Source organism: Kocuria sp. CPCC 205263, assembly GCF_040981075.1.
GTDB classification, from domain to species: Bacteria; Actinomycetota; Actinomycetes; order Actinomycetales; family Micrococcaceae; genus Kocuria; species Kocuria rosea.
Genome location: NZ_JAVKPV010000002.1, coordinates 355455 through 374519 on the forward strand (window position 1 = coordinate 355455; position 19065 = coordinate 374519).

Below are 19065 nucleotides of genomic sequence, written 5' to 3' on the forward strand. Positions count from 1 at the left end.
CCTCGTGGTCTGGTACGCGGCCGGCCCGGCGGGCCGATCGGTCCGGTCCGGGGTGGTCAGGGGACCTGCTCACTCTAGTCCGCGGCCGCGGGGGCCTCCGTTGTAGAACTCCTACAAAATCCGCGCCCGGGTCCGGGGGACACGGGACGGTGCTCAGCCGACGCTGCCGAGGACCACCTTCCAGGGGCGGACGGTCCGCTCGGTGACCACCCCGTGGCGCACCAGCGGGTCCTCGTCGGTGAGCCGCTCCACCGCCCCGGCGTCCTCGGCGGCGAAGACCAGCAGCGCGCCGGGCGCGCCGTCGTCGTCGAAGGGACCGGACGCGAGCAGGTGCCCCTGCTCCACGAGCCCGCCGAGGTACTCGCGGTGCTCCGGCCGGCGCGCGGCCAGGACGTCGGCGGGCCCGCCGTAGACGTAGGTGACGGCGAAGGTCGTGCGGTTCTCGGCTGCGCTCACGGTGGCTCTCCCGGGGGTCGTGCCGCGGCCCCGCCCGGCCGGACGAGACCGTCCAGCCGGTTCCCGGGGAACCGGGCTACTACTGTGGATGTGGTCCGAACACTACGCGGACGGCGCCCGGCCGGACAGCACCGACCGCCCCGGCCCGCGAGGACCCGCCCGTGACGACCGACCCGTGACGACCGACCCGAGGAGCACCGTGCCCGACCCCTGCGCCGCCGACCTGCGCGAGCCCGCCCTGCTCGCGGCCCTGGCGGACCTCGGCCTGGGGCGGATCGACGTCCTCGACGAGGTCGGCTCCACGAACGCGCACCTGACGGCCGCCGTCGCCCGGCAGGCGCACGGGCCCCGCCCGGACCGGCGGTGGACCGACCTCTCCCTCGTGCTCACCGGCCACCAGAGCGCCGGGCGCGGCCGGCTGGACCGGGTGTGGACCACCGAGCCCGGCACCGCCCTGACCTTCAGCGTCCTGCTGCGACCGGCCGACGCGCGCGGCCGCCCACTGCCCACCCAGCACTTCCCGTGGCTGACCCTGCTGATGGCCTCGGCCGTCGTCGACGCCCTGGACGGGCTCGCGGCGGCCGGCGCACGGATCAAGTGGCCCAACGACGTCATGGTGGACGGGCGCAAGGCGGCCGGCCTGCTCGCGGGCCTCGTGCTGGACGGGCAGCACCCGCCGGCGGTGGTCCTGGGCACGGGCATCAACGTCGCCCAGCAGGAGCTGCCCGTGGACACGGCCACGTCCGTCCGGCGCGCCACCGGCCGCGAGGTCGAGCGCGCCGCCGTCCTGCGGGCCGTGCTGGGCGCGTTCGTCCCCGTCTACCGGCAGTTCTGCGCGGACCCGGCGGCCGCCGTGGGCCCGGGCGGGCCGCTGCGCGCCCGGGTCACCGAGCGGATGGAGACCATCGGCCGCCCAGTGCGCGCCGAGCTGCCCGGCGGGGCCGCCCCCGTCACGGGCACCGCGACGGGCCTCGGCGAGCACGGGGGCCTGCTGGTGCGCGAGGACGGCGGCGCCGAGCGCGAGGTGACGGCGGGCGACGTGGTGCACCTGCGCCCGGCCCCGGGCGCCCCCGGGACGGTCTGAGCGTGCCCGCCCGCCCCGCCCTGCAGCCCGGGGAGCGCGTGCTCGTGTCCACACGGGCCCACGGCGCCCGGCTGACCCGGCCCTTCCTGGTGCTGCTGCTCACGGTGTTCGCGCTCTCCTTCGCCCAGCGGGCCCTCGAGCTGCGCTGGCGTCCCGTGGCGGAGCCGTGGACCACGGTGCACGCCGGGGTGGAGCTCACCCTGCTCGTCGCGGCCGGCTGGGTGGTGCTCCGCAGCTGCCTGCGCCCGCTGGTGCGGTGGTGGCGCACCCGCTACGTGCTCACCACCCGCCACCTCGTGCTGCTGCGCCCCGGCGGGGCCCGCAGGACCGTGTCGCTGCCCCTGCAGCAGCTGCGCCGGGTCTCGGTGGAGCGCCGGCGCGGTCCGGCCCTGGGCCGCCACGACGGGCGCGTCGTGGCCGACTTCGGGCCCTTCGGCGGTCTGCGCCTGGAGCACGCCCCGGAGGCGCAGCGCCTGGCCGGGCTGATCCGCCAGGCCGCCGAGGACGAGTGGGCGGCGGGCGGCGGCGCCGGCCGGGCGGGGGATCCCGGTCCCGGTGGGGGTGCGCCGTGGCTCCGTCCCACTAGAGTGGACCGCGACGCGGTCGTGGCACCACGCCCGGGCCCGTCCGGCGCCCCGCGCCGACCGTGGAGCCGGCGGGCCGTCCACCAGGAACAGGAGTGACGTGTGGCGAGTGAGGACCCGGAGAACCAGGGCGAGCCGGAACTCGGCCCCCAGACGGCACAGCTGAACCTGAACCTGCACAACCCCGTCCAGGCCAACCTGTACCGCTCGGACGAGTCCAAGGCCGCCGTGCAGGCCCTCGAGCAGACCCTCCTGGGCTCCGAGCGCGACCTGCGCCGCCGGGAGGCCGCGCGCCGGGGCGGGCTGTCCCTGCTGTCCGCGCGGAAGGTGTGGCGGGCCCTGGGCTTCCCGAACCTCACCGACGACGACCTCTGGTTCACCGAGCAGGACTCCGAGGCCCTCCGGGTGCTGTCCACCATGGTCCTCGAGGAGAAGGTCACCGAGGAGGCGGCGCTGTCCCTGGTGCGCTCGATCGGGCAGATGACCGACCGCATGGTCGTGTGGCAGGTCGAGGCGCTCGTGGAGGACATGGTCGTCCACCGGGGGATGACCGACGCCGCCGCCCGGCGGCAGCTGCTGCACCTGCTGCCCGACCTCATCGACGCGATCGAGAACCTCCTCGTCTACTCGTGGCGGCGGCAGATGAACGCCGCCGTGCAACGGCTCGCGATGCGCGTGGAGCGCCCGGACGGCTCGACCGCCACCGGCCCCACGTCCGACGACGGGGCGTCCTCCATCCTCCCGCTCGCGCGCGGGGTGGGCTTCGCGGACCTGGTCTCCTACACCTCGCTGTCCCGGCAGATGAACGAACGGACCCTGGCGAACCTCGTGCAGCGCTTCGAGAACCGCTGCGCCGAGGTGATCGCCGTGGGCGGCGGCCGGCTCATCAAGACCATCGGGGACGAGGTCATGTTCCTCGCCGAGACCCCCGAGGGCGGGGCCCAGATCTCCCTGGCCCTGGCCCGCGCCATCCGCGACGACCCCGAGCTGCCGCAGGCGCGCGTGGCCTTCGTCTGGGGGCGGGTGCTGCCGCGGCTCGGGGACATCTACGGGCCCACGGTGAACCTCGCCTCCCGGCTCGTGTCGCTGACCGAGCCGGGCTCCGTGCTCGTGGACGCCTCGACCGCCGCGGTGCTCTCCGGCGACGACCGCTTCATCCTCCTGCCGCAGCCCACCCGCAACGTGCGGGGCTTCGGCGACGTCCAGCCCGTCGCGCTCTCCCAAGGCGCCGGTCCCGGGCTGGAGGTCGACTTCGAATGAGCGCACCCCTCGTCATCCGCGCGGGCGCGTCCACGGACCGGGGCCTGCGCCGGGAGTCCAACGAGGACGCCCTGGTGGTCACGGCCGCGATGTGCGCCGTGGCGGACGGGATGGGCGGGCACGAGGCCGGTGAGGTGGCGAGCGCCCTGTGCGTGCGCACCCTCGGGGCGTCCCCCCTGTTCCAGCTGGAGGACTTCCGCTCCTTCGAGGTCCTCGAGCCGGAGCCGCCCCGGGACATCGCCCGGTTCCGCGCCGTGGTGGAGCGCGAGCTGCGCCTGGACCCGGAGATCCCCGACGACGCGATCGAGGCCGTCCGCCGGGTCCGCTCCGTGCTGTGGCAGGCGGACCAGCACATCCAGCACGCCGTGGAGGGCCGGGCGGGCACCACCGTCACCGGCGTGTGGCTGCTGCGCATCGACGGGCGCATGCTGTGGGTCGTGTTCAACACGGGCGACTCCCGGACCTACCGGCTGGTCTCGCCCCAGCCCGGGGGGCGGGCCGGCGAGGGCGAGGGCGGGCCGCGGATCGAGCAGCTCACCGTGGACCACTCCGAGGTGCAGTACCTCGTGTCGATCGGGCAGCTCACCGCCTCCCAGGCGCTCGTGCACCCGCGCCGCAACGTGATCACCCGCGCCCTCGGCACCGGCCAGGTGTGGGAGCCGGACGTGTGGGTGCTCCCGGCCCGGCACGGGGACCGGCTGATGCTGTGCTCGGACGGGCTGACCAACGAGCTGAGCCCCGCCCACATGGCCCGGGTGCTCGCCTCGGTGCCCCACCCGAAGGAGGCGGCCGACGTCCTGCTGCAGGCCGCGCTGCGCACCGGGGGGCGGGACAACGTCACCGTGATCGTGGCCGACGCCGTGCGGCCGGGGGAGTACGCCCCCGGCTTCTGAGCCGCGCGCACGCCGCGTCCCCCGAAGTGGGGGGCATCATGATCCGTCACAACGGCACCGCTCCCACCAGGCCTGTTTACCTTTGAGAACATGGTTCTCTCGCGCCGCTCGTTCGTCCTCTCCGGCCTGGTGCTCGCCGCCTCCGGGGCCTGCGGGGGCGCCCTGGCGGAGCCCTCCGCCGGCCGGCGCCCGTTCGTGCTGTGGGGCTCCTCCTCGGCGGCCAGCGCCCTCCACCGGGACCGCCCGCGGGGCTTCCCCGCGGTGCGCATCGACGACCTGCTCTCGCAGCTGCTGGAGGCGCCCGGGACCTCGCGCGCGGTCAGCGGCGACCGGTCGTGGCAGACCCTGGCGATGCGCAGCAGCGCCCACCCCTACCTGCCCCGGCTGGGCTCCGGCTACGGGGTGGGGCGGATCCCGGCCCACGGGTCGCTGGTCGTGCCCACGGTGGACGGCCGGGTGCCCAGCGTCCACCTCGCGATCCCGGGCACTGTCTCCGGTCTGCCGTGCACGATCCAGGCCGTGGGGCGGGACGAGGGGGACGTGGTGCTGCGCCGGGCGGTCCCGGGGGCCGAGCTCGAGGTGGCGCCCGCGTCGGAGGCCCGCTGGCGCACGGCGCTGGAGGAGGAGCACCGGGGCAACGTCCATCTGCTGTGGACGGGCAAGAACAACATCGAGGACCCGGACCAGGTGCTCTCCGACACCCGTGCCGCCTGGGGGGTCGAGCCGGATACGTCCGTGGTGATGGGCCACTGGCACACCGCGGCCGACCGTCCCGGCACCGCGGGGTGGGAGCAGGTGCGCGCGGTGAACGCGGCCCACCGGGCCGAGTACGGCGACCGGTTCTACGACACCATGGCCGATCTGCGCGATCCCGGTCTCTGGTCCCTGGCGGCGCTGCGGGCCCACCGGATCGGGGCCTCGCCCGCGGACCGCCGGTGGCTGGGCCTGGGGCTGCCCCCGCGCTCGGTGGTCGCCGCGGACCGCCGGCACCTGAACGCGCTGGGCAACACGATCGTGGCCCACGGGCTGCACCGCCACCTGACCGGCGCGGCGGGACTCTACTGAGCGCTCCGCGGCCCCGGAGGTCACACCGGGGTCCCGGGGCCCGGACCTCTTGCGCCGGGGCACCGGGCGTCCTAACATACAACCAAATGGTTGTACGAAATGAGCTGACGGACGACGAGGTCGACCGCATCTTCCAGGCCCTCGCGGACTCGACGCGACGGGACATCGTGGTGCGGGTGCTGCGGCAGGAGCAGTCGGTCTCCGCGCTGGCCGCGCACTACCGGATGAGCTTCGCCGCCGTGCAGAAGCACGTGGCGGTGCTCGAGCGGGCCTCGCTGGTCACCAAGGAGCGGCGCGGCCGGGAGCAGGTGGTGCACGCCGGGGTGGCCACGCTGCGCCGGGCGGCGGCGCTACTGGCGGACTACGAGCAGATCTGGCGCGGGCGGGCCCGCGCCATCGAGGACCTCCTCGCCGAGGAGACGCCCCCGGGGGACCCGGGGGCCCAGGAGGAAGGGAGCATGACATGCCGGTCATCGACGTGCACAAGGACACCGAGGCACTGACCCTGACGTTCGTCGCGGAGTTCGCCGCGGACATCGAGCGGGTCTGGCAGGTCTGGGCCGACCCGCGCCAGCTCGAGCGCTGGTGGGGCCCGCCCGAGTGGCCGGCCACCTTCGAGGAGCACGAGCTCTCCGCGGGCGGGCGGTGCCGCTACTACATGACCGGCCCCGGCGGGGAGAAGGCCCGGGGCTGGTGGACGGTCACCGCCGTGGACCCCCCGCACCGGCTGGAGTTCGACGACGGCTTCGCGAGCGAGGACGGCGAGCCCGACCCCGCGCTGGGGGCCACCCACGGCGTCGTGACGTTCGAGGCCGTCGACGGCGGGACGCGGATGACCACGGTCTCGACCTTCGAGAGCGCGGACCAGCTGGAGCAGATGTCCGCGATGGGCATGGAGGAGGGCATGCGGGAGGCCATGGGCCAGATCGACGGCCTCCTCGCCGGCGCCGTCCCCCGCTGAGCCGCCGGGGGCCCGGCCGCCGACGGCGCAGCCCTCCCCGGTCCCCGCGCGCGCCGCGGGACCGGACGACGACGCCGCCCCGGGGCCTCCGGGGCGGCGTCGTCACCGCCGGGCCCGCCGGCGGGTGACGCCGGGTCAGGCGTCCTGGGTCACGGCAGCGCCCTCGGCCGGCGCCGTGCCGGCGGCGGGCTCACGGCCCTCCGCCGGCTCCCGGCCCTCCGCAGACCTGCGGCCCGGCTCGGCCGCCCGCTGCGCGGACGCCGCGGCCCGCTGCGCCGCCTTCTTCAACGGCTTCAGCTCGAGCCGGCGCTCGTGCTTGCGCTCCGCCCGGCCCTCCGTGCGCCGCTCGGCCTGCTTCTCGGCTCGGCGCTCCCGCTTCGCCTCCTCCGGGGCCTTCTCGCCCGGTGCCCCGGCGGCGGGGGTGGCGGCCTCCCGGCGCGGGGCGCGCTCCTTGACCGGGGCGCCGCCCGAGGCGCGCAGCCGCCGGTAGTGCTCGGCCGCCTCCTCCTGGCGCCGGGCCTCGATCCCCGTGGCGATCTCGGCCCGCAGGTGCTCCGGCTCGAGCTCGAACGCGGCCACGAGGTCGAGGGCGTGCGGGCGCAGGCGGGCGAGCAGCCGGTCGATGTACTCGTCGAGACTGCGCCCGCGCCGCATGGACAGCCGGCCGTAGGAGAGGTACCACGCGAGGTTCTTCTCGATGAGCCGCAGCCCGAAGACGTCGCGCAGCCAGGTGAGCACGGTGCGGGTGCCCGGGTCCTCGACCTGCTCCAGGCCGCGGGTGAAGGCCTCCCACTGCAGCAGCTCCGCGTGGGCGCGCGCCGCGGAAATGATCTTGTACTGGTTCTCGTTGAACAGCGCCGCGGCCTCCGCGCGGGGGAGCTTGGCGCTGGGCCGCAGGTTCTCCGCGATCTCGGCGACCATGGTCTGCACCCGGTCCGTGAGCAGCGCGCGCTGCGCGGACTCCTCGCGCAGGGCGTTGACCGAGCGGCGGACGTCCCCGGTGTCCCGGAAGGCCTGGCCGAGCTTGCGCAGCCCCGACCGGTGGTAGGTGGCCTCGGTGGCCCGGCCGGCCACGTAGCGGGCCATCACACCCACGTCGACGTGCTTGAACTCGTCCGCCCAGTCGGAGAGCAGCCGCTTGGCCACGAGCTGCAGCAGCACCGTGTTGTCGCCCTCGAACGTCGCGTAGACGTCCAGGTCGTGGCGCAGGGAGGTGAGCCGGTTCTTGGTCAGGAACCCCGCCCCGCCGCAGGCCTCGCGGCACTCCTGGACGGTGTCGAGGGCGCTCCAGGTGGACAGCGCCTTCAGGGCCGCGGCGAGCGTCTCGAGGTCCTGCCGGTTCTCGTCGGTGTCCTCGCGGCCGGAGAAGACGTCGTCGTACTTGTGCAGCAGCTCCTGGTGGGCGAAGTGCATGGCGTAGGTCTCCGCCAGCCGCGGCAGCAGCCGCCGCTGGTGCTGCTGGTAGTCCATCAGCACCTCCTCCTGGACGTCGGAGGACGCGTTGAACTGCCGGCGCTCGCTGCCGTAGCGGATCGCGATGCTCAGCGCGGCCTTGTTCGCCAGGACGGCCGCGCCGTCGAGGGAGACCCGGCCCTGCACCAGGGTGCCGATCATCGTGAAGAACCGGCGGCCCGGGCTCGCGATGGGCGAGCTGTAGGTGCCGTCCGGAGCCACGGCGCCGTACTTGTCCAGCAGGTGCGTGCGCGGGACCCGCACCCGGGTAAAGTGCAGCCGCCCGTTGTCGATCCCGTTGAGCCCGCCCTTGTGGCCGTCGTCCTCGCCGCCCACCCCGGGCAGGAAGTTCCCGTCCGCGTCCCGCAGGTCCACCCAGAACGCGTGCACGCCGTGGTTCACGCCGAGCGTGACCAGCTGGGCGAAGACCACGGCGGCGCGCCCGTGCACGGCGGCGTTGCCGAGGTAGTCCTTCCACGCCGCCGTGAAGGGGGTGTGGATCTCGAACTCCTCCGTGGCGGGGTCGTACGTGGCGGTGGTGCCGATCGAGGCGACGTCGGAGCCGTGGCCGATCTCGGTCATCGCGAACACGCCCGGGATCTTCAGGTCCCGGATGTCCGCGAGCCAGCGCCGGTGGTGCTCCTCGGTGCCGAGGTTGAGCACCGCGGAGCCGAACAGGCCCCACTGCACGCCGGCCTTGATCTGCATCGAGGGGTCCCCGAGCAGCAGCTCCTCGAAGCCCGAGACGTTGCCGCCCGGGTCGTTGTGCCCGCCGTACTCCTCGGGCAGCCCGCGGCTCATCGTCCCGTGCTCCACCAGCAGGTGCAGCTGACCCAGCACCCGCTCGCGGTGCTCGTGGTGGGTGAGGCCCGGCTGCTGGTGCAGCCGCTCGTCGAGCAGCATCCGGCGGGTCTCGCGCCGGACCTCGGCCCAGCGCCCGAGCAGCACCTCCCCGAGGGCGGCGACGTCCACGGCGGGCGCCGGGAGCCCGGCCCCGTCCGCGGTGGCGGGCCCGGCTGCGGAGCCGGCTGCGGCGGTGGTCGGTCGGTCGACGGTGGTGGTCATGTTCGCTCCTGTCGTGGGTGACCGGCGGTGGCCGGTGCGGTCACGGGGTGGTGGGGGCCGGCCGGGGTCCGTGCCGGCCAGGGCGGTGGTCAGGTCGAGGGGGGCTCCGGCACGGGTGCGCCGGGCGGGCGCAGGCCGTCGACGGCCCAGCCCACGATCAGCTCCGTCATCCGCTCGCGGGACGGTCGCCACGTGCCCTCGGGGGTGTTCATCCAGGCCTCGCCGGCGCCGCGGACCATGCCGATCGTGGACGCGGCCCAGTAGCTGAGCACCGGCTCCTCGAGCCGGCGCTCAGCGGGGGTGTGGCGCACGTGGGCCTCCGCGAGCAGCCCGCTGACGGACTCGGCGAACTCCTGGATCAGCCAGCGCTCGCCGCCGTCCCCGGCCGGGGCGTCCTCTTTGCCGGAGCGCTCGCCGCGGGCCCGCTCGGCGCGGTGCCGGTCGTGCCGCGAGCGCCCGGGGTCGGGGGAGAGGACCACGACGAAGCGGTACACCGCCGCCGAGCGCTCGATGCTGAGCAGGTACTCCGCGACCATCGCCTCGACCGAGTCCTCGAAGGAGCCGGCCGCGCGGGCCGCCTCCTCGAGCCGGTCGCGCATCCGCGTCACGGTGTACTCGCCGACCGCCCGCTGCAGTCCTGCCTTGTCCCCGAAGTACCGGTAGTAGACGGACTTGGAGGTCTGGCACGCGGTGGCGATCTCCTCCATGGACGCCTGCGCGCCGAGCTCGTCCACGGCGCTGCGCGCCGTGCGGATGAGCTCTATCCGGCGTTGCGCGCGGTGCCGGGCCCAGCGGGAGGAGCGTCCGTCCGTGGCGGGCGTGCCGCCCGGGGCGGCGGAGTCAGTGGCGTCGACCTGTTTCACGATACTGAGAGTATCAGGTATTGTCTTTCGTGACGTGATCATCATCACAACACCACCGAGGAGTTACCTGTGAGCGAGTCCACCCCCGAGCAGACCGTCGAGCCCACCGCCGAGCACACAACCCCCAGCGGCGCCGGACGCACCGGCGTGGCCCGCCGCGCGGTCGTGGTCGGCGCCAACCGCATCCCCTTCGCCCGGGCGCACGGCGCCTACGCCAACGCCGGCAACCAGGACATGCTCACCGCCGCCCTGGACGGCCTGGCCGCCCGCTACGGCCTCGCCGGGGAGCGGATCGGGGAGGTCGCCGCCGGCGCCGTGCTCAAGCACCCCAAGGACTTCAACCTCACGCGCGAGTCCGTGCTCGGCTCGGTCCTGGACCCCCGCACCCCGGCCTTCGACGTGCAGCAGGCCTGTGCCACCGGCATGGAGGCCGTCTCCACGCTGGTCAACAAGATCCGGCTCGGCCAGATCGACTCGGCCGTCGCCGGCGGCGTCGACTCCGCCTCGGACGCGCCCGTCGTGGTGAGCGAGCGGCTGCGCCGGACCCTGCTCGAGCTCAACCGGGCCAAGAGCACCCCGCAGAAGCTCAAGGCCCTCGCGGGCCTGCGCCCTGCCGACCTCAAGCCGGTGGCCCCCGGCACGGGCGAGCCGCGGACGGGGCTGTCCATGGGCGAGCACCAGGCCCTCACCACCGCCCGCTGGGGGATCTCCCGCGAGGCCCAGGACGAGCTCGCCGCCGCGAGCCACCGCAACCTGGCGGCCGCCTACGAGCGCGGGTTCTTCGACGACCTCGTCACCTCCTTCCGCGGCCTGTCCCGGGACAACAACCTCCGCCCGGACAGCACGGTCGAGAAGCTCGCCGGGCTCAAGCCGGTCTTCGGGAAGTCACTCGACGCCGGGGCCACCATGACGGCGGGCAACTCTACGCCCCTCACCGACGGCGCCTCGACCGTGCTGCTCGCCTCCGAGGACTGGGCGGCGGAGCGCTCCCTGCCCGTGCTCGCCGACGTCGTGGACGTCGAGGCGGCCGCCGTCGACTTCGTGCACGGTGACGAGGGCCTGCTGATGGCCGGCGCCTACGCCGTGCCCCGCCTGCTGGCACGTCAGGGCCTGGCGCTCGAGGACTTCGACTTCGTCGAGATCCACGAGGCCTTCGCCGCAACCGTGCTCGCGACCCTCGCCGCGTGGGAGGACGAGCAGTTCGGCCGCGAGCGGCTGGGCCTGGACGGCGCCTTCGGCACGGTGGACCGCGGCCAGCTCAACGTCACGGGCTCCTCGCTCGCGGCCGGGCACCCGTTCGCCGCGACCGGCGGGCGCATCGTCGGCACCCTCGCCAAGCTCCTGCGCGAGCGCGCCGACGAGACCGGCCGCCCCGCCCGCGGGCTCATCTCGGTGTGCGCCGCCGGCGGCCTGGGCGTCACCGCGGTCCTCGAGGCCCGCTGAGCCCGCGCCCCCGACACCCCGCCGACCCCCGCAGCAAGGACCCCACCCCCATGGCAGACACCTATCTCGACCTCGTCAGCTCCGGCCCCGGCGGCCGGCTCGCCCGGCAGCTCGGGCTGCCCGCCCCCGCCCGGCTGCGCCGCCACCGCGCCGGGGACCCGCTCGTGCCCGGTCCCGTCCTCGTGCTGGGGCGGGGGGAGGAGGCCGACCGGATCGCCGCGGCCCTGCTCGGCTGGGACCTCGACGTGCGCCGCCACCCCGACGACGTCCACCGCTTCGGCGCGGTCGTGCTGGCCCTGACCGAGCTCGCCCGGCCCGCCGAGCTGGCCGAGCCCGCGCTCGGCCTGGGCGGGGCGCTGCGCTCGCTCGCCCCCGGCGGCCGGGTGGTCACCGTGTCCCGGCCCGCGCCGGGCATCGGCACGGGCGCGGCCTCGGCCACGCCCGCGGCGGCGGAGCCGCTCGACCCGGCCGTCGCCGCGGCCCGCCAGGCCGTCGTCGGCCTGCTGCGCTCCACCGCCCAGGAGATGCGCGGCGGGGCCACCGCCAACGGCGTCCTGCTCGCCGAGGGCGTCCCCCCGGAGGCCCCCAGCGTGCTGGGCGCCCTGCGGTTCCTGCTCTCCGGGCGCAGCGCCTTCGTCTCCGGGCAGTTCGTGACGGTCGGCGACGACGCCGGGGCCCTGCCCGCGGACTGGGAGGCCCCCCTGCGAGGCAGGGTCGCCGCCGTCACCGGCGCCGCCCGCGGCATCGGCGCGCAGATCGCCCGCACGCTCACCGGCGCCGGCGCGCGCGTCGTCGTCGTGGACGTCCCCGCCGCGGGCGAGCCCCTGGCCGCCCTCGCCAACGAGATCCACGCCGTGGCCCTCCAGCTCGACGTCACGGACGAGCACGCCGGCGAGCGGATCCTCGGGCTCGCCCGGGAGCGCTTCGGGCACCTGGACGTGGTGGTGCACAACGCCGGGATCACCCGGGACAAGCTGCTGGCCAACATGGACGAGGCCCGCTGGGCCTCGGTGCTGGCCGTGAACCTCGAGTCGCAGCTGCGGATGAACGACCAGCTCCTGGCGGGGGAGGGCCTCGGCGAGGCGCCGCGGATCGTCTGCCTGGCCTCCACGAGCGGTGTGGCGGGCAACCGCGGCCAGACCAACTACGCCGCCTCGAAGGCCGGGGTGATCGGGATGGTCGCCGCCACCGCGCCCCTGCTGGCCCGGCGCGGCGGCAGCATCAACGCCGTGGCCCCCGGGTTCATCGAGACGGAGATGACCGCCCGGATCCCGGCGGCCCGCCGCCAGGTCGCGCGCCGGCTGAACTCCCTGCAGCAGGGCGGGCTGCCGGAGGACGTGGCCCAGGCCGTGCTGTTCCTCGCCTCGGACGCCGCCGGCGGCGTCAACGGGCAGACGCTGCGCGTGTGCGGCCAGAACCTGATGGGGGCGTGAGCATGGCCGCCGACCGGCACGAGACAGTGGTCCTGCCCGGCGTCCCCTCGCTGGGCGGGCTCTACGCCCGTGCGGCGGCGGGGGCGGCCGAGGACCTGCTCCCGCGCGCCCTCACCGACCGGGTGCCGCGCCGGCTGCCCGGCCGGCCGGCCGGGTTGCGCCGCGGCACCGGCGACGCCCCGCTCGTGCTGCCGGCGGTGGCGCACGTCGTCGAGGACGTGGTTGTCGACCCCGCCGGGCACGAGGCGTTCTGCCGCGCGGTCGGGGCGCCGCCGCGCGAGGGCCCCGGCGGCACCGAGGCCTTCTCCGGGCACCTGCACGCCCTGGCGTTCCCCGTGGCCATGAGCGTGCTCACCCGCCCGGACTTCCCGCTGCCGGTCCTCGGCATGGTGCACCTGGCCAACGAGGTCGGGCACCGCGGGGCCGCGGCGGTCGGGGAGCACCTCACGGTCACCGCCACCGCCGAGCGGCTGCGCCCGCACCGCTCCGGCGCGCAGGTCGACGTCGTCTCCCGCCTCGCGCGCCGGGACGGCGAGACCGTCTGGACGGGCCGCTCCACCTACCTCGCCCGGGGCGTGCGCGTGCCCGGGGCGGCCGACGACGCCCCGCGCGAGGAGTTCGTGCCCCCGGCGCCGACCGGGCACTGGCGGCTGGCGGCCGGCACGGGGCGGGACTACGCCGCGGTGAGCGGGGACTGGAACCCGATCCACCTCTCCGGCCCGAGCGCCCGGGCGCTCGGCATGAAGGGCGCCATCGCCCACGGCATGTACTCCGCCTCGCGCGCCCTCGCCGAGGTCGGGGTGCCGCCCGGGACGCCCTTCCGCTGGACGGTGGAGTTCGCGGCCCCGGTCCTGCTCCCGGGCACGGTCGCGGTCGCAATCACCGACGACGGCCGGGGCCCCGGCTGGCGGGGCTCGCGCTTCGCCGGGTGGGACCCGCGGCGCAGGCGCCCGAACTTCACGGGGACGATGGCGCGGCTGGACGGCTGACCCGCCGCCGCGGGCCCGGTCGGCGGTCCCGTCCGGCGCGTGGGCCACAATGGTCGGGTGAGCCCACAGCACAGAACAGACGCACGACCCGTCGACGCCACGGGCCAGGACCTCAACCCCGCCCCGCCCAGCGAGGACCTCAAGGAGCAGTACGCGGAGCTCGTGGACCGGGTGCGCGCGGCGCGGACCGCCTACTACGTCGAGGACGCGCCCACCATCTCGGACGCGGAGTACGACGAGCTCTACCGGCGGCTCGAGGAGGTCGAGGCGCTGCACCCCGAGCTGGTGGCCAACGACTCGCCCACCCAGGAGGTCGGCGGCGAGGTCTCGGCGGCGTTCGCGCCGGTGACGCACCTCGCGCGGATGTACTCCCTCGAGGACGTCTTCTCGATCGACGAGCTCACGGCCTGGCTGGCGAAGGCCTCCGCCTCCATCGAGGCGCTGCCGGACGCCCCGGAGTCCGCGTGGCTCACCGAGCTGAAGATCGACGGGCTGGCCGTGAACCTGCTCTACCGGAACGGCGAGCTCGTGCGGGCGGCGACCCGGGGGGACGGCACCACGGGCGAGGACGTCACGCACAACGTGCGCACCATCGCGACCATCCCCACCGTGCTCACGGGGGAGGACGTCCCCGAGGAGGTGGAGATCCGCGGCGAGGTGTTCATCTCCTCCCGCGACTTCCGCGCCCTCAACGACGCCATCGTGGCCGAGGGCCGGGCGCCCTTCGCCAATCCCCGCAACGCCGCGGCGGGCTCGCTGCGGCAGAAGGACCCGGCGGTCACGGCCCGGCGCCGGCTGTCCATGTACGTGCACGGGGTGGGGGCCGCCACGGGCCTGCACGCCGACACCCAGTCCCAGGTCTACGAGCTGCTCGAGCGGTGGGGCCTGCCCGTCAGCCCGTACTACCGCGTGCTGCCCTCCACGGAGGACGTCCTCGCGTTCATCGAGGAGTACGGCCGCCGCCGCCACGACCTCATCCACGAGATCGACGGCATCGTGGTCAAGGTCGACGACCGCCGCACCCAGTTCCGGCTCGGGCACACCTCCCGGGTGCCCCGCTGGTCCGTGGCCTACAAGTACCCGCCCGAGGAGGTGCACACCCGGCTCAAGGACATCCTGGTCAACGTGGGCCGCACCGGGCGGGTCACCCCGTTCGGGCTCATGGAGCCGGTGCGGGTCGCCGGGTCCACCGTGGAGATGGCCACCCTGCACAACCAGGACGTGGTGAGGGCCAAGGGCGTGCTCATCGGGGACACCGTGGTGCTGCGCAAGGCGGGCGACGTGATCCCCGAGATCGTGGGGCCCGTGGTGGCGCTGCGGGACGGCACGGAGCGCGAGTTCGTGATGCCCACCCACTGCCCGTCCTGCGGCACGGAGCTGCGCCCAGCCAAGGAGGGCGACGTCGACATCCGCTGCCCCAACGCCCGCAGCTGCCCGTCCCAGCTGCGGGAGCGGGTCTTCCACGCCGCCGGCCGCGGCGCGTTCGACATCGAGGCCCTCGGCTACGAGGCCGCCCTCGCCCTGACCCGGCCCGACGAGCCGGAGACCCCGCCGCTGACCAGCGAGGCGCACCTGTTCGACCTCACCCCCGAGGACCTGCGCGAGGTGCGGATCCGGCGGGAGAAGAAGTCGCGCGGCACGCCCACGGGCGAGACCGAGCTCGTGCCCTACTTCTGGACGAAGGGCACGGCCAAGAAGCCCTCCGAGCCCACCGCCACCACCCGCAAGCTGTTCGAGGAGCTCGAGAAGGCCAAGGCGCAGCCGCTGTGGCGCGTGCTCGTGGCCCTGTCCGTCCGGCACGTCGGCCCGACCGCGGCCCGCTCCCTGGCCACGGCCTTCGGCTCGCTGCCGGCCATCCGCGACGCCGACGAGGAGACCCTGGCCCAGGCCGACGGCGTGGGCCCCGTGATCGCCGCGGCCCTCACGGAGTGGTTCGCCGAGCCGTGGCGCCGGGAGATCGTGGAGCGCTGGGCGGCCGCGGGCGTGCGCATGGAGGACGAGGTGGACGAGTCCGTGCCGCGGACCCTCGAGGGCACCACCGTGGTGATCACCGGGACTCTCGAGCGCTTCAGCCGCGACTCCGCGAAGGAGGCGGTGCTGGTGCGCGGCGGCAAGGCCTCCGGCTCCGTGTCGAAGAAGACGCACTTCCTGGTGGCGGGCGAGAACGCCGGCACCAAGCTGGACAAGGCCGAGCAGCTCGGGGTGACCGTGCTCGACGAAACCGGGTTCGAACGGCTCCTCGCCGAGGGGCCGGACGCGCTCGCCGGCGCGGCCGGGAGCACCTCCGAGGACGCCCCGGCCGGCACGGAGAACGGCACGGAGAACGGTACGGACGACGAGAACGGGGCCTGAGCATGGGACGCCACGACGACGCGCTGGAGGGCCTCGGTCCGACCGGCGCCCACCTGGAGGAGCTGCTGGAGCTGGCCCTGGCGGCCGCCGAGTCCGGGGCGGAGGTCCTGCGGGGCCGCGACGCCGGCCGGCTGGGCGTCACCGGCAAGTCGGGGGAGGGGGACTGGGTCACCCGCTTCGACGTCGCCGCCGAGCAGGCCGTGCTGCGCACCATCCTGGACCGCCGCCCGCACGACACCGTCACCGGCGAGGAGTCGGGCACGCACCGGCCGGAGCACCCCTCCGGGATCCGCTGGTCGGTGGACCCGCTCGACGGCACCACCAACTTCATCCGCGGCATCGTCTACTACTGCACGTCCGTGGCCGCCGCCGACGCCCAGGGCAACTGGCTCGTGGGCGCCGTCAACGCCCCGGCCCTGCGCCGCACCTACTTCGCCGTGCGCGGGGCCGGCGCGTGGGTGGAGGAGGACGGCGCGTCCCGCCGGCTCGGGGGTCCCGTGCCGGACCGGGCGGGCCGGCTCTACGGCACTGGCTTCTCCTTCGACGCCGACCGGCGCGAGCGCCAGTTCCCGGCCTTCCTCGCCACCATGCGGCAGTACACGGACATGCGGCGCCTGGGCTCGGCGGCCCTCGACCTGTGCATGGTCGCGGACGGCGCGCTCGACGGGTACGGCGAGCAGGGTCTGCACGAGCACGACTGGGCCGCCGGCGCGCTCATCGCCGAAGAGGCCGGCGCCCTCGTGACCCGGCCGGAGCTGCCCTCCCCGGCGGCGGGCGAGGTGCCGGCCGCCGACCGCCTCGCGGCCTGGATCACCGCACGCGAGCGCGGCATTCCGGGCTGAGCGCGGGCCGGGGCCCGGCCCGCCGACGGTGTGAGATGGCTCTCGTCACTTGACCGAGACCAAAACGTTGCCATAGCGTGACCTTCGAAGCGTTCTTCCCGAGGGCATGCCCTCCGCTTCCCGGAGTGCGAACTCCGGCGCCGGCGTCCTTCACGGGCCGGCACCCCTGCAGACCGCGAACGTGTGATACATCACGACGGGCCGAAAGGGGTAGCGCAACGAAAATCGTTACGCTATCGTGATAAACAGCTTCCCCGAGGATTCCTCCGGGGATCCGGTGTGCCTGGAGTCCGACTCCCGGCGCGCCACCACACCATGCTGGGTGCTGCCGTAACACCGCACGTCGTCTGAAGGGCAGACACCTGTAAGCACTTACCCACCAACACCTTGACGGGTAGACGACGGCGCGAAGACATCCGGGGACGGAAACGAGCGCAGGTGGCCCAGGGAGCATCATGACCAACGCTTTCGCTGTTCGTCGCAACGTCCGTCGCGGTGCCGCCGCTCTGATCCTCGGCGGGACCGCCGTGGGCGCCATGGCCCTCCCTGCCAACGCCGCCCCGGCCTCCACCTGGGACGCCCTCGCCGAGTGCGAGTCCGGTGGCAACTGGAACACCGCCACCGGCAACGGCTTCTCCGGCGGCCTGCAGTTCACCCCCTCCACCTGGGCCGCCTTCGGTGGCCAGGGCGCCCCGCAGGACGCCTCCCGTGATCAGCAGATCGCCGTGGCCGAGAACGTTCTCGACGGCCAGGGCTGGGGCGCGTGGCCCGCCTGCTCCGCGAAGCTGGGCCTGTCCGGCTCCGCCGCTCCCTCCGCCAACCCGATGGGCTCCGCGTCCGTGGCCCCGCAGTCCGTCGAGGCCCCGGCCCCGATCGAGGCTCCGGCCCCCGCCCCGGTCGCCGCCCCCGAGCCCGGCCCCGTGGCCGCTCCCGTCGAGGCCCCGGCCGCCGTCGTGGCCCCGGTCGTCGAGTACGTGGCCCCCGCCGCCGTCGTGGCCCCGGCCGCCGTGTCCGGCGAGGACTACACCGTGGTCGAGGGCGACACGCTCTCCATCATCGCCGAGAAGCTGGGCGTCGAGGGTGGCTGGGAGGCCCTGGCCGCCGCGAACGAGGGCACCATCGCCGACCCGAACCTGATCTTCCCCGGCCAGGTGCTGAACATCCCCGCCTGATCCCCACCGGACAGGCACCGCGCGGCCGCGCCGCGCGAGAGCACACGAGAGGGCCCCTCCGATCGGAGGGGCCCTCTCGCGTGCCCGGCGGGCACCGGCACGGCGCCGCGCGTGCGCTCAGCTCACGGCGCCGCGTGTCCGCTCAGCTCACGGCGTGCGCTCGGGCCGGGTCCACAGCCACGGCTCGGCGGGCTCGGCCCCGGCGTCGCCGAAGCTCACGGAGCGCTCCGCGCCCTTGACCCGGTACGGCTGGATCACCGTCAGGGACTCGCCCTCCCGGTGCTGGGTCTCCACGGCCACGGCCGTCTGCCCGGAGCGGTCCGGCAGGGTCACGGGGAAGGCGACCGCGGCGCAGAGGAGGTCGTCCCGCAGCTCCACCGCCCGCGCCCGGAGGGCGTCCAGGGCGGCCTCGGGGCTCAGCTCCTCGGCGTCCTCGGCCGGCAGGCTGTCGAGCTCGTACTCGCCGTCCTTGCGCGCGGTGACGAGGAAGGGGGGGAACGCCCCGTGCTGCCCCAGCTGCTGCTCGGCCACGGCCTGGACGTGGGCCATGACCGTGTCGATCGTCGCGGCGGCGTCCTTGCTGACCCGCTGGCGCCACGCGTTGGCGGCGTCCGTCGCGGAGGTCGCGCGCGCGGCCTTCCCGGAGCGGGCGCCGGGGCGCCCGCTCTTGGCGCCTCGGTCCTTCTTCGTGCGGGCGGGGGTGCTCTTGGCCATGTCCGGGTGCTCCTGTGCGGTGGTCGGTGCGTCCCTCCAGGGTATGCCCCTGCGGGGCCCCCTCCGGCCGGGAAGGAGGGGGGTGCCGCGCGGCTAGACTGGACCGGAAACCACCCCCGATCACGAGCAGGAGTGCGCATGTCTGCGATCACCCGCGAGCAGGTCGCCCACCTGGCGAAGCTCGCGCACATCGAGATGACCGAGGAGGAGCTGCGGTCCATGGCGAAGGAGCTCGACCTCGTCGTCGACTCCGTCGCGTCCGTCAGCGAGGCCGCCGGTCCGGACGTCCCGGCCACGAGCCACCCCATCCCGCTGCAGAACGTCTTCCGCGAGGACGTCGTGGGCGAGACCCTCACCGCCGAGGAGTCGCTGCTCAACGCACCGGACGCCGCCGAGGGCAAGTTCAAGGTGCCCGCGATCCTGGACGAGGAGTAGCC

At 75.1% G+C, this 19065-nt stretch carries 18 protein-coding genes; 14 read left to right on the forward strand and 4 right to left on the reverse strand.

Features of this window, described 5'->3' with window-relative positions; genetic code table 11:
• Positions 1-153: 153 nt before the first annotated feature.
• A complete protein-coding gene (locus tag RF647_RS04020) occupies positions 154-456 on the reverse strand; it encodes a YciI family protein (RefSeq protein WP_133410501.1) in 303 nt (100 codons plus the stop codon).
• 199 nt (positions 457-655) lie between these two features.
• Between RF647_RS04020 and RF647_RS04025 the strand changes: the two genes are divergently transcribed.
• The 7 genes from RF647_RS04025 (at position 656) to RF647_RS04055 (ending at position 6303) form a co-directional block, all read left to right on the forward strand.
• Positions 656-1540 carry a biotin--[acetyl-CoA-carboxylase] ligase gene (locus tag RF647_RS04025; RefSeq protein WP_368810618.1) on the forward strand — a complete coding sequence of 295 codons (885 nt, stop codon included), beginning with the start codon at positions 656-658 and terminating at the stop codon, positions 1538-1540.
• A 2-nt stretch (positions 1541-1542) separates the two neighbouring features.
• Entirely contained in the window at positions 1543-2223 is a 681-nt protein-coding gene (locus RF647_RS04030; protein ID WP_368810619.1) for a hypothetical protein, read from the forward strand.
• Positions 2224-2226: 3 nt separating this feature from the next.
• Positions 2227-3384, forward strand: coding sequence for an adenylate/guanylate cyclase domain-containing protein (locus RF647_RS04035; RefSeq protein ID WP_133410498.1), 1158 nt, complete (start codon positions 2227-2229; stop codon positions 3382-3384).
• Positions 3381-4277 (forward strand): PP2C family serine/threonine-protein phosphatase, encoded by an 897-nt coding sequence (locus RF647_RS04040; protein WP_035926436.1) that lies wholly within the window; start codon positions 3381-3383, stop codon positions 4275-4277. Before RF647_RS04035 ends, RF647_RS04040 begins: the two co-directional genes overlap by 4 nt.
• Before the next feature lie 90 nt (positions 4278-4367).
• Positions 4368-5342, forward strand: a complete 975-nt coding sequence (locus tag RF647_RS04045; RefSeq protein ID WP_368810620.1) for a hypothetical protein — start codon at positions 4368-4370, stop codon at positions 5340-5342.
• A gap of 86 nt (positions 5343-5428) precedes the next feature.
• Entirely contained in the window at positions 5429-5845 is a 417-nt protein-coding gene (locus RF647_RS04050; RefSeq protein ID WP_368797017.1) for an ArsR/SmtB family transcription factor, read from the forward strand.
• Positions 5806-6303, forward strand: a complete 498-nt coding sequence (locus tag RF647_RS04055; protein ID WP_368810622.1) for an SRPBCC domain-containing protein — start codon at positions 5806-5808, stop codon at positions 6301-6303. The genes RF647_RS04050 and RF647_RS04055 overlap by 40 nt, the downstream gene beginning before the upstream one ends.
• A 135-nt stretch (positions 6304-6438) precedes the next feature.
• Here the strand turns inward: RF647_RS04055 and RF647_RS04060 are convergent, their stop codons facing one another.
• Positions 6439-8820: an acyl-CoA dehydrogenase gene (locus RF647_RS04060; RefSeq protein ID WP_368810623.1), complete on the reverse strand. Its 2382-nt coding sequence runs from the start codon at positions 8818-8820 to the stop codon at positions 6439-6441.
• 89 nt (positions 8821-8909) lie between these two features.
• The gene (locus RF647_RS04065) at positions 8910-9683 is read right to left on the reverse strand and encodes a TetR/AcrR family transcriptional regulator (protein WP_368810624.1); all 774 of its coding nucleotides are present in this window, start codon (positions 9681-9683) and stop codon (positions 8910-8912) included.
• Between the two features lie 147 nt (positions 9684-9830).
• Here RF647_RS04065 and RF647_RS04070 point away from each other — a divergent pair, with 147 nt between their 5' ends.
• The 6 genes from RF647_RS04070 to RF647_RS04095 all read left to right on the forward strand — a co-directional run bounded on the left by RF647_RS04070 (position 9831) and on the right by RF647_RS04095 (position 17914).
• Complete coding sequence (locus tag RF647_RS04070; RefSeq protein WP_368810720.1) at positions 9831-11126, forward strand: acetyl-CoA C-acetyltransferase; 1296 nt, start codon at positions 9831-9833, stop codon at positions 11124-11126.
• Positions 11127-11176: 50 nt separating this feature from the next.
• Positions 11177-12559, forward strand: a complete 1383-nt coding sequence (locus RF647_RS04075; protein ID WP_368810625.1) for a 3-oxoacyl-ACP reductase — start codon at positions 11177-11179, stop codon at positions 12557-12559.
• 2 nt (positions 12560-12561) lie between these two features.
• Positions 12562-13548, forward strand: coding sequence for a MaoC family dehydratase (locus RF647_RS04080; protein ID WP_368810721.1), 987 nt, complete (start codon positions 12562-12564; stop codon positions 13546-13548).
• Between the two features lie 57 nt (positions 13549-13605).
• Positions 13606-15900: an NAD-dependent DNA ligase LigA gene (ligA, locus tag RF647_RS04085; RefSeq protein WP_368810626.1), complete on the forward strand. Its 2295-nt coding sequence runs from the start codon at positions 13606-13608 to the stop codon at positions 15898-15900.
• 2 nt (positions 15901-15902) lie between these two features.
• Entirely contained in the window at positions 15903-16742 is an 840-nt protein-coding gene (locus tag RF647_RS04090) for an inositol monophosphatase (RefSeq protein WP_368810627.1), read from the forward strand.
• Between the two features lie 455 nt (positions 16743-17197).
• Positions 17198-17914 (forward strand): transglycosylase family protein, encoded by a 717-nt coding sequence (locus RF647_RS04095; protein WP_368810628.1) that lies wholly within the window; start codon positions 17198-17200, stop codon positions 17912-17914.
• Positions 17915-18061: 147 nt separating this feature from the next.
• On the opposite strand, the gene RF647_RS04100 is transcribed toward RF647_RS04095, so the two are convergent.
• Positions 18062-18628, reverse strand: coding sequence for a hypothetical protein (locus RF647_RS04100; RefSeq protein WP_206064044.1), 567 nt, complete (start codon positions 18626-18628; stop codon positions 18062-18064).
• 138 nt (positions 18629-18766) lie between these two features.
• Between RF647_RS04100 and gatC the strand changes: the two genes are divergently transcribed.
• Positions 18767-19063: an Asp-tRNA(Asn)/Glu-tRNA(Gln) amidotransferase subunit GatC gene (gene gatC, locus RF647_RS04105; RefSeq protein ID WP_017833831.1), complete on the forward strand. Its 297-nt coding sequence runs from the start codon at positions 18767-18769 to the stop codon at positions 19061-19063.
• Positions 19064-19065 lie beyond the last annotated feature (2 nt).

What these genes read in the sequence shown, in the direction of transcription:
- RF647_RS04040 (WP_035926436.1), top strand. Translation starts at nt 3,381, where the DNA reads ATGAGCGCACCCCTCGTCATCCGCGCGGGCGCGTCCACGGACCGGGGC.
- RF647_RS04045 (WP_368810620.1), top strand. Translation starts at nt 4,368, where the DNA reads ATGGTTCTCTCGCGCCGCTCGTTCGTCCTCTCCGGCCTGGTGCTCGCC.
- RF647_RS04050 (WP_368797017.1), top strand. Translation starts at nt 5,429, where the DNA reads ATGGTTGTACGAAATGAGCTGACGGACGACGAGGTCGACCGCATCTTC.
- RF647_RS04055 (WP_368810622.1), top strand. Translation starts at nt 5,806, where the DNA reads ATGCCGGTCATCGACGTGCACAAGGACACCGAGGCACTGACCCTGACG.
- RF647_RS04060 (WP_368810623.1), bottom strand. Translation starts at nt 8,820, where the DNA reads ATGACCACCACCGTCGACCGACCGACCACCGCCGCAGCCGGCTCCGCA.
- RF647_RS04075 (WP_368810625.1), top strand. Translation starts at nt 11,177, where the DNA reads ATGGCAGACACCTATCTCGACCTCGTCAGCTCCGGCCCCGGCGGCCGG.
- RF647_RS04080 (WP_368810721.1), top strand. Translation starts at nt 12,562, where the DNA reads ATGGCCGCCGACCGGCACGAGACAGTGGTCCTGCCCGGCGTCCCCTCG.
- RF647_RS04090 (WP_368810627.1), top strand. Translation starts at nt 15,903, where the DNA reads ATGGGACGCCACGACGACGCGCTGGAGGGCCTCGGTCCGACCGGCGCC.
- RF647_RS04095 (WP_368810628.1), top strand. Translation starts at nt 17,198, where the DNA reads ATGACCAACGCTTTCGCTGTTCGTCGCAACGTCCGTCGCGGTGCCGCC.
- RF647_RS04100 (WP_206064044.1), bottom strand. Translation starts at nt 18,628, where the DNA reads ATGGCCAAGAGCACCCCCGCCCGCACGAAGAAGGACCGAGGCGCCAAG.
- gatC (WP_017833831.1), top strand. Translation starts at nt 18,767, where the DNA reads ATGTCTGCGATCACCCGCGAGCAGGTCGCCCACCTGGCGAAGCTCGCG.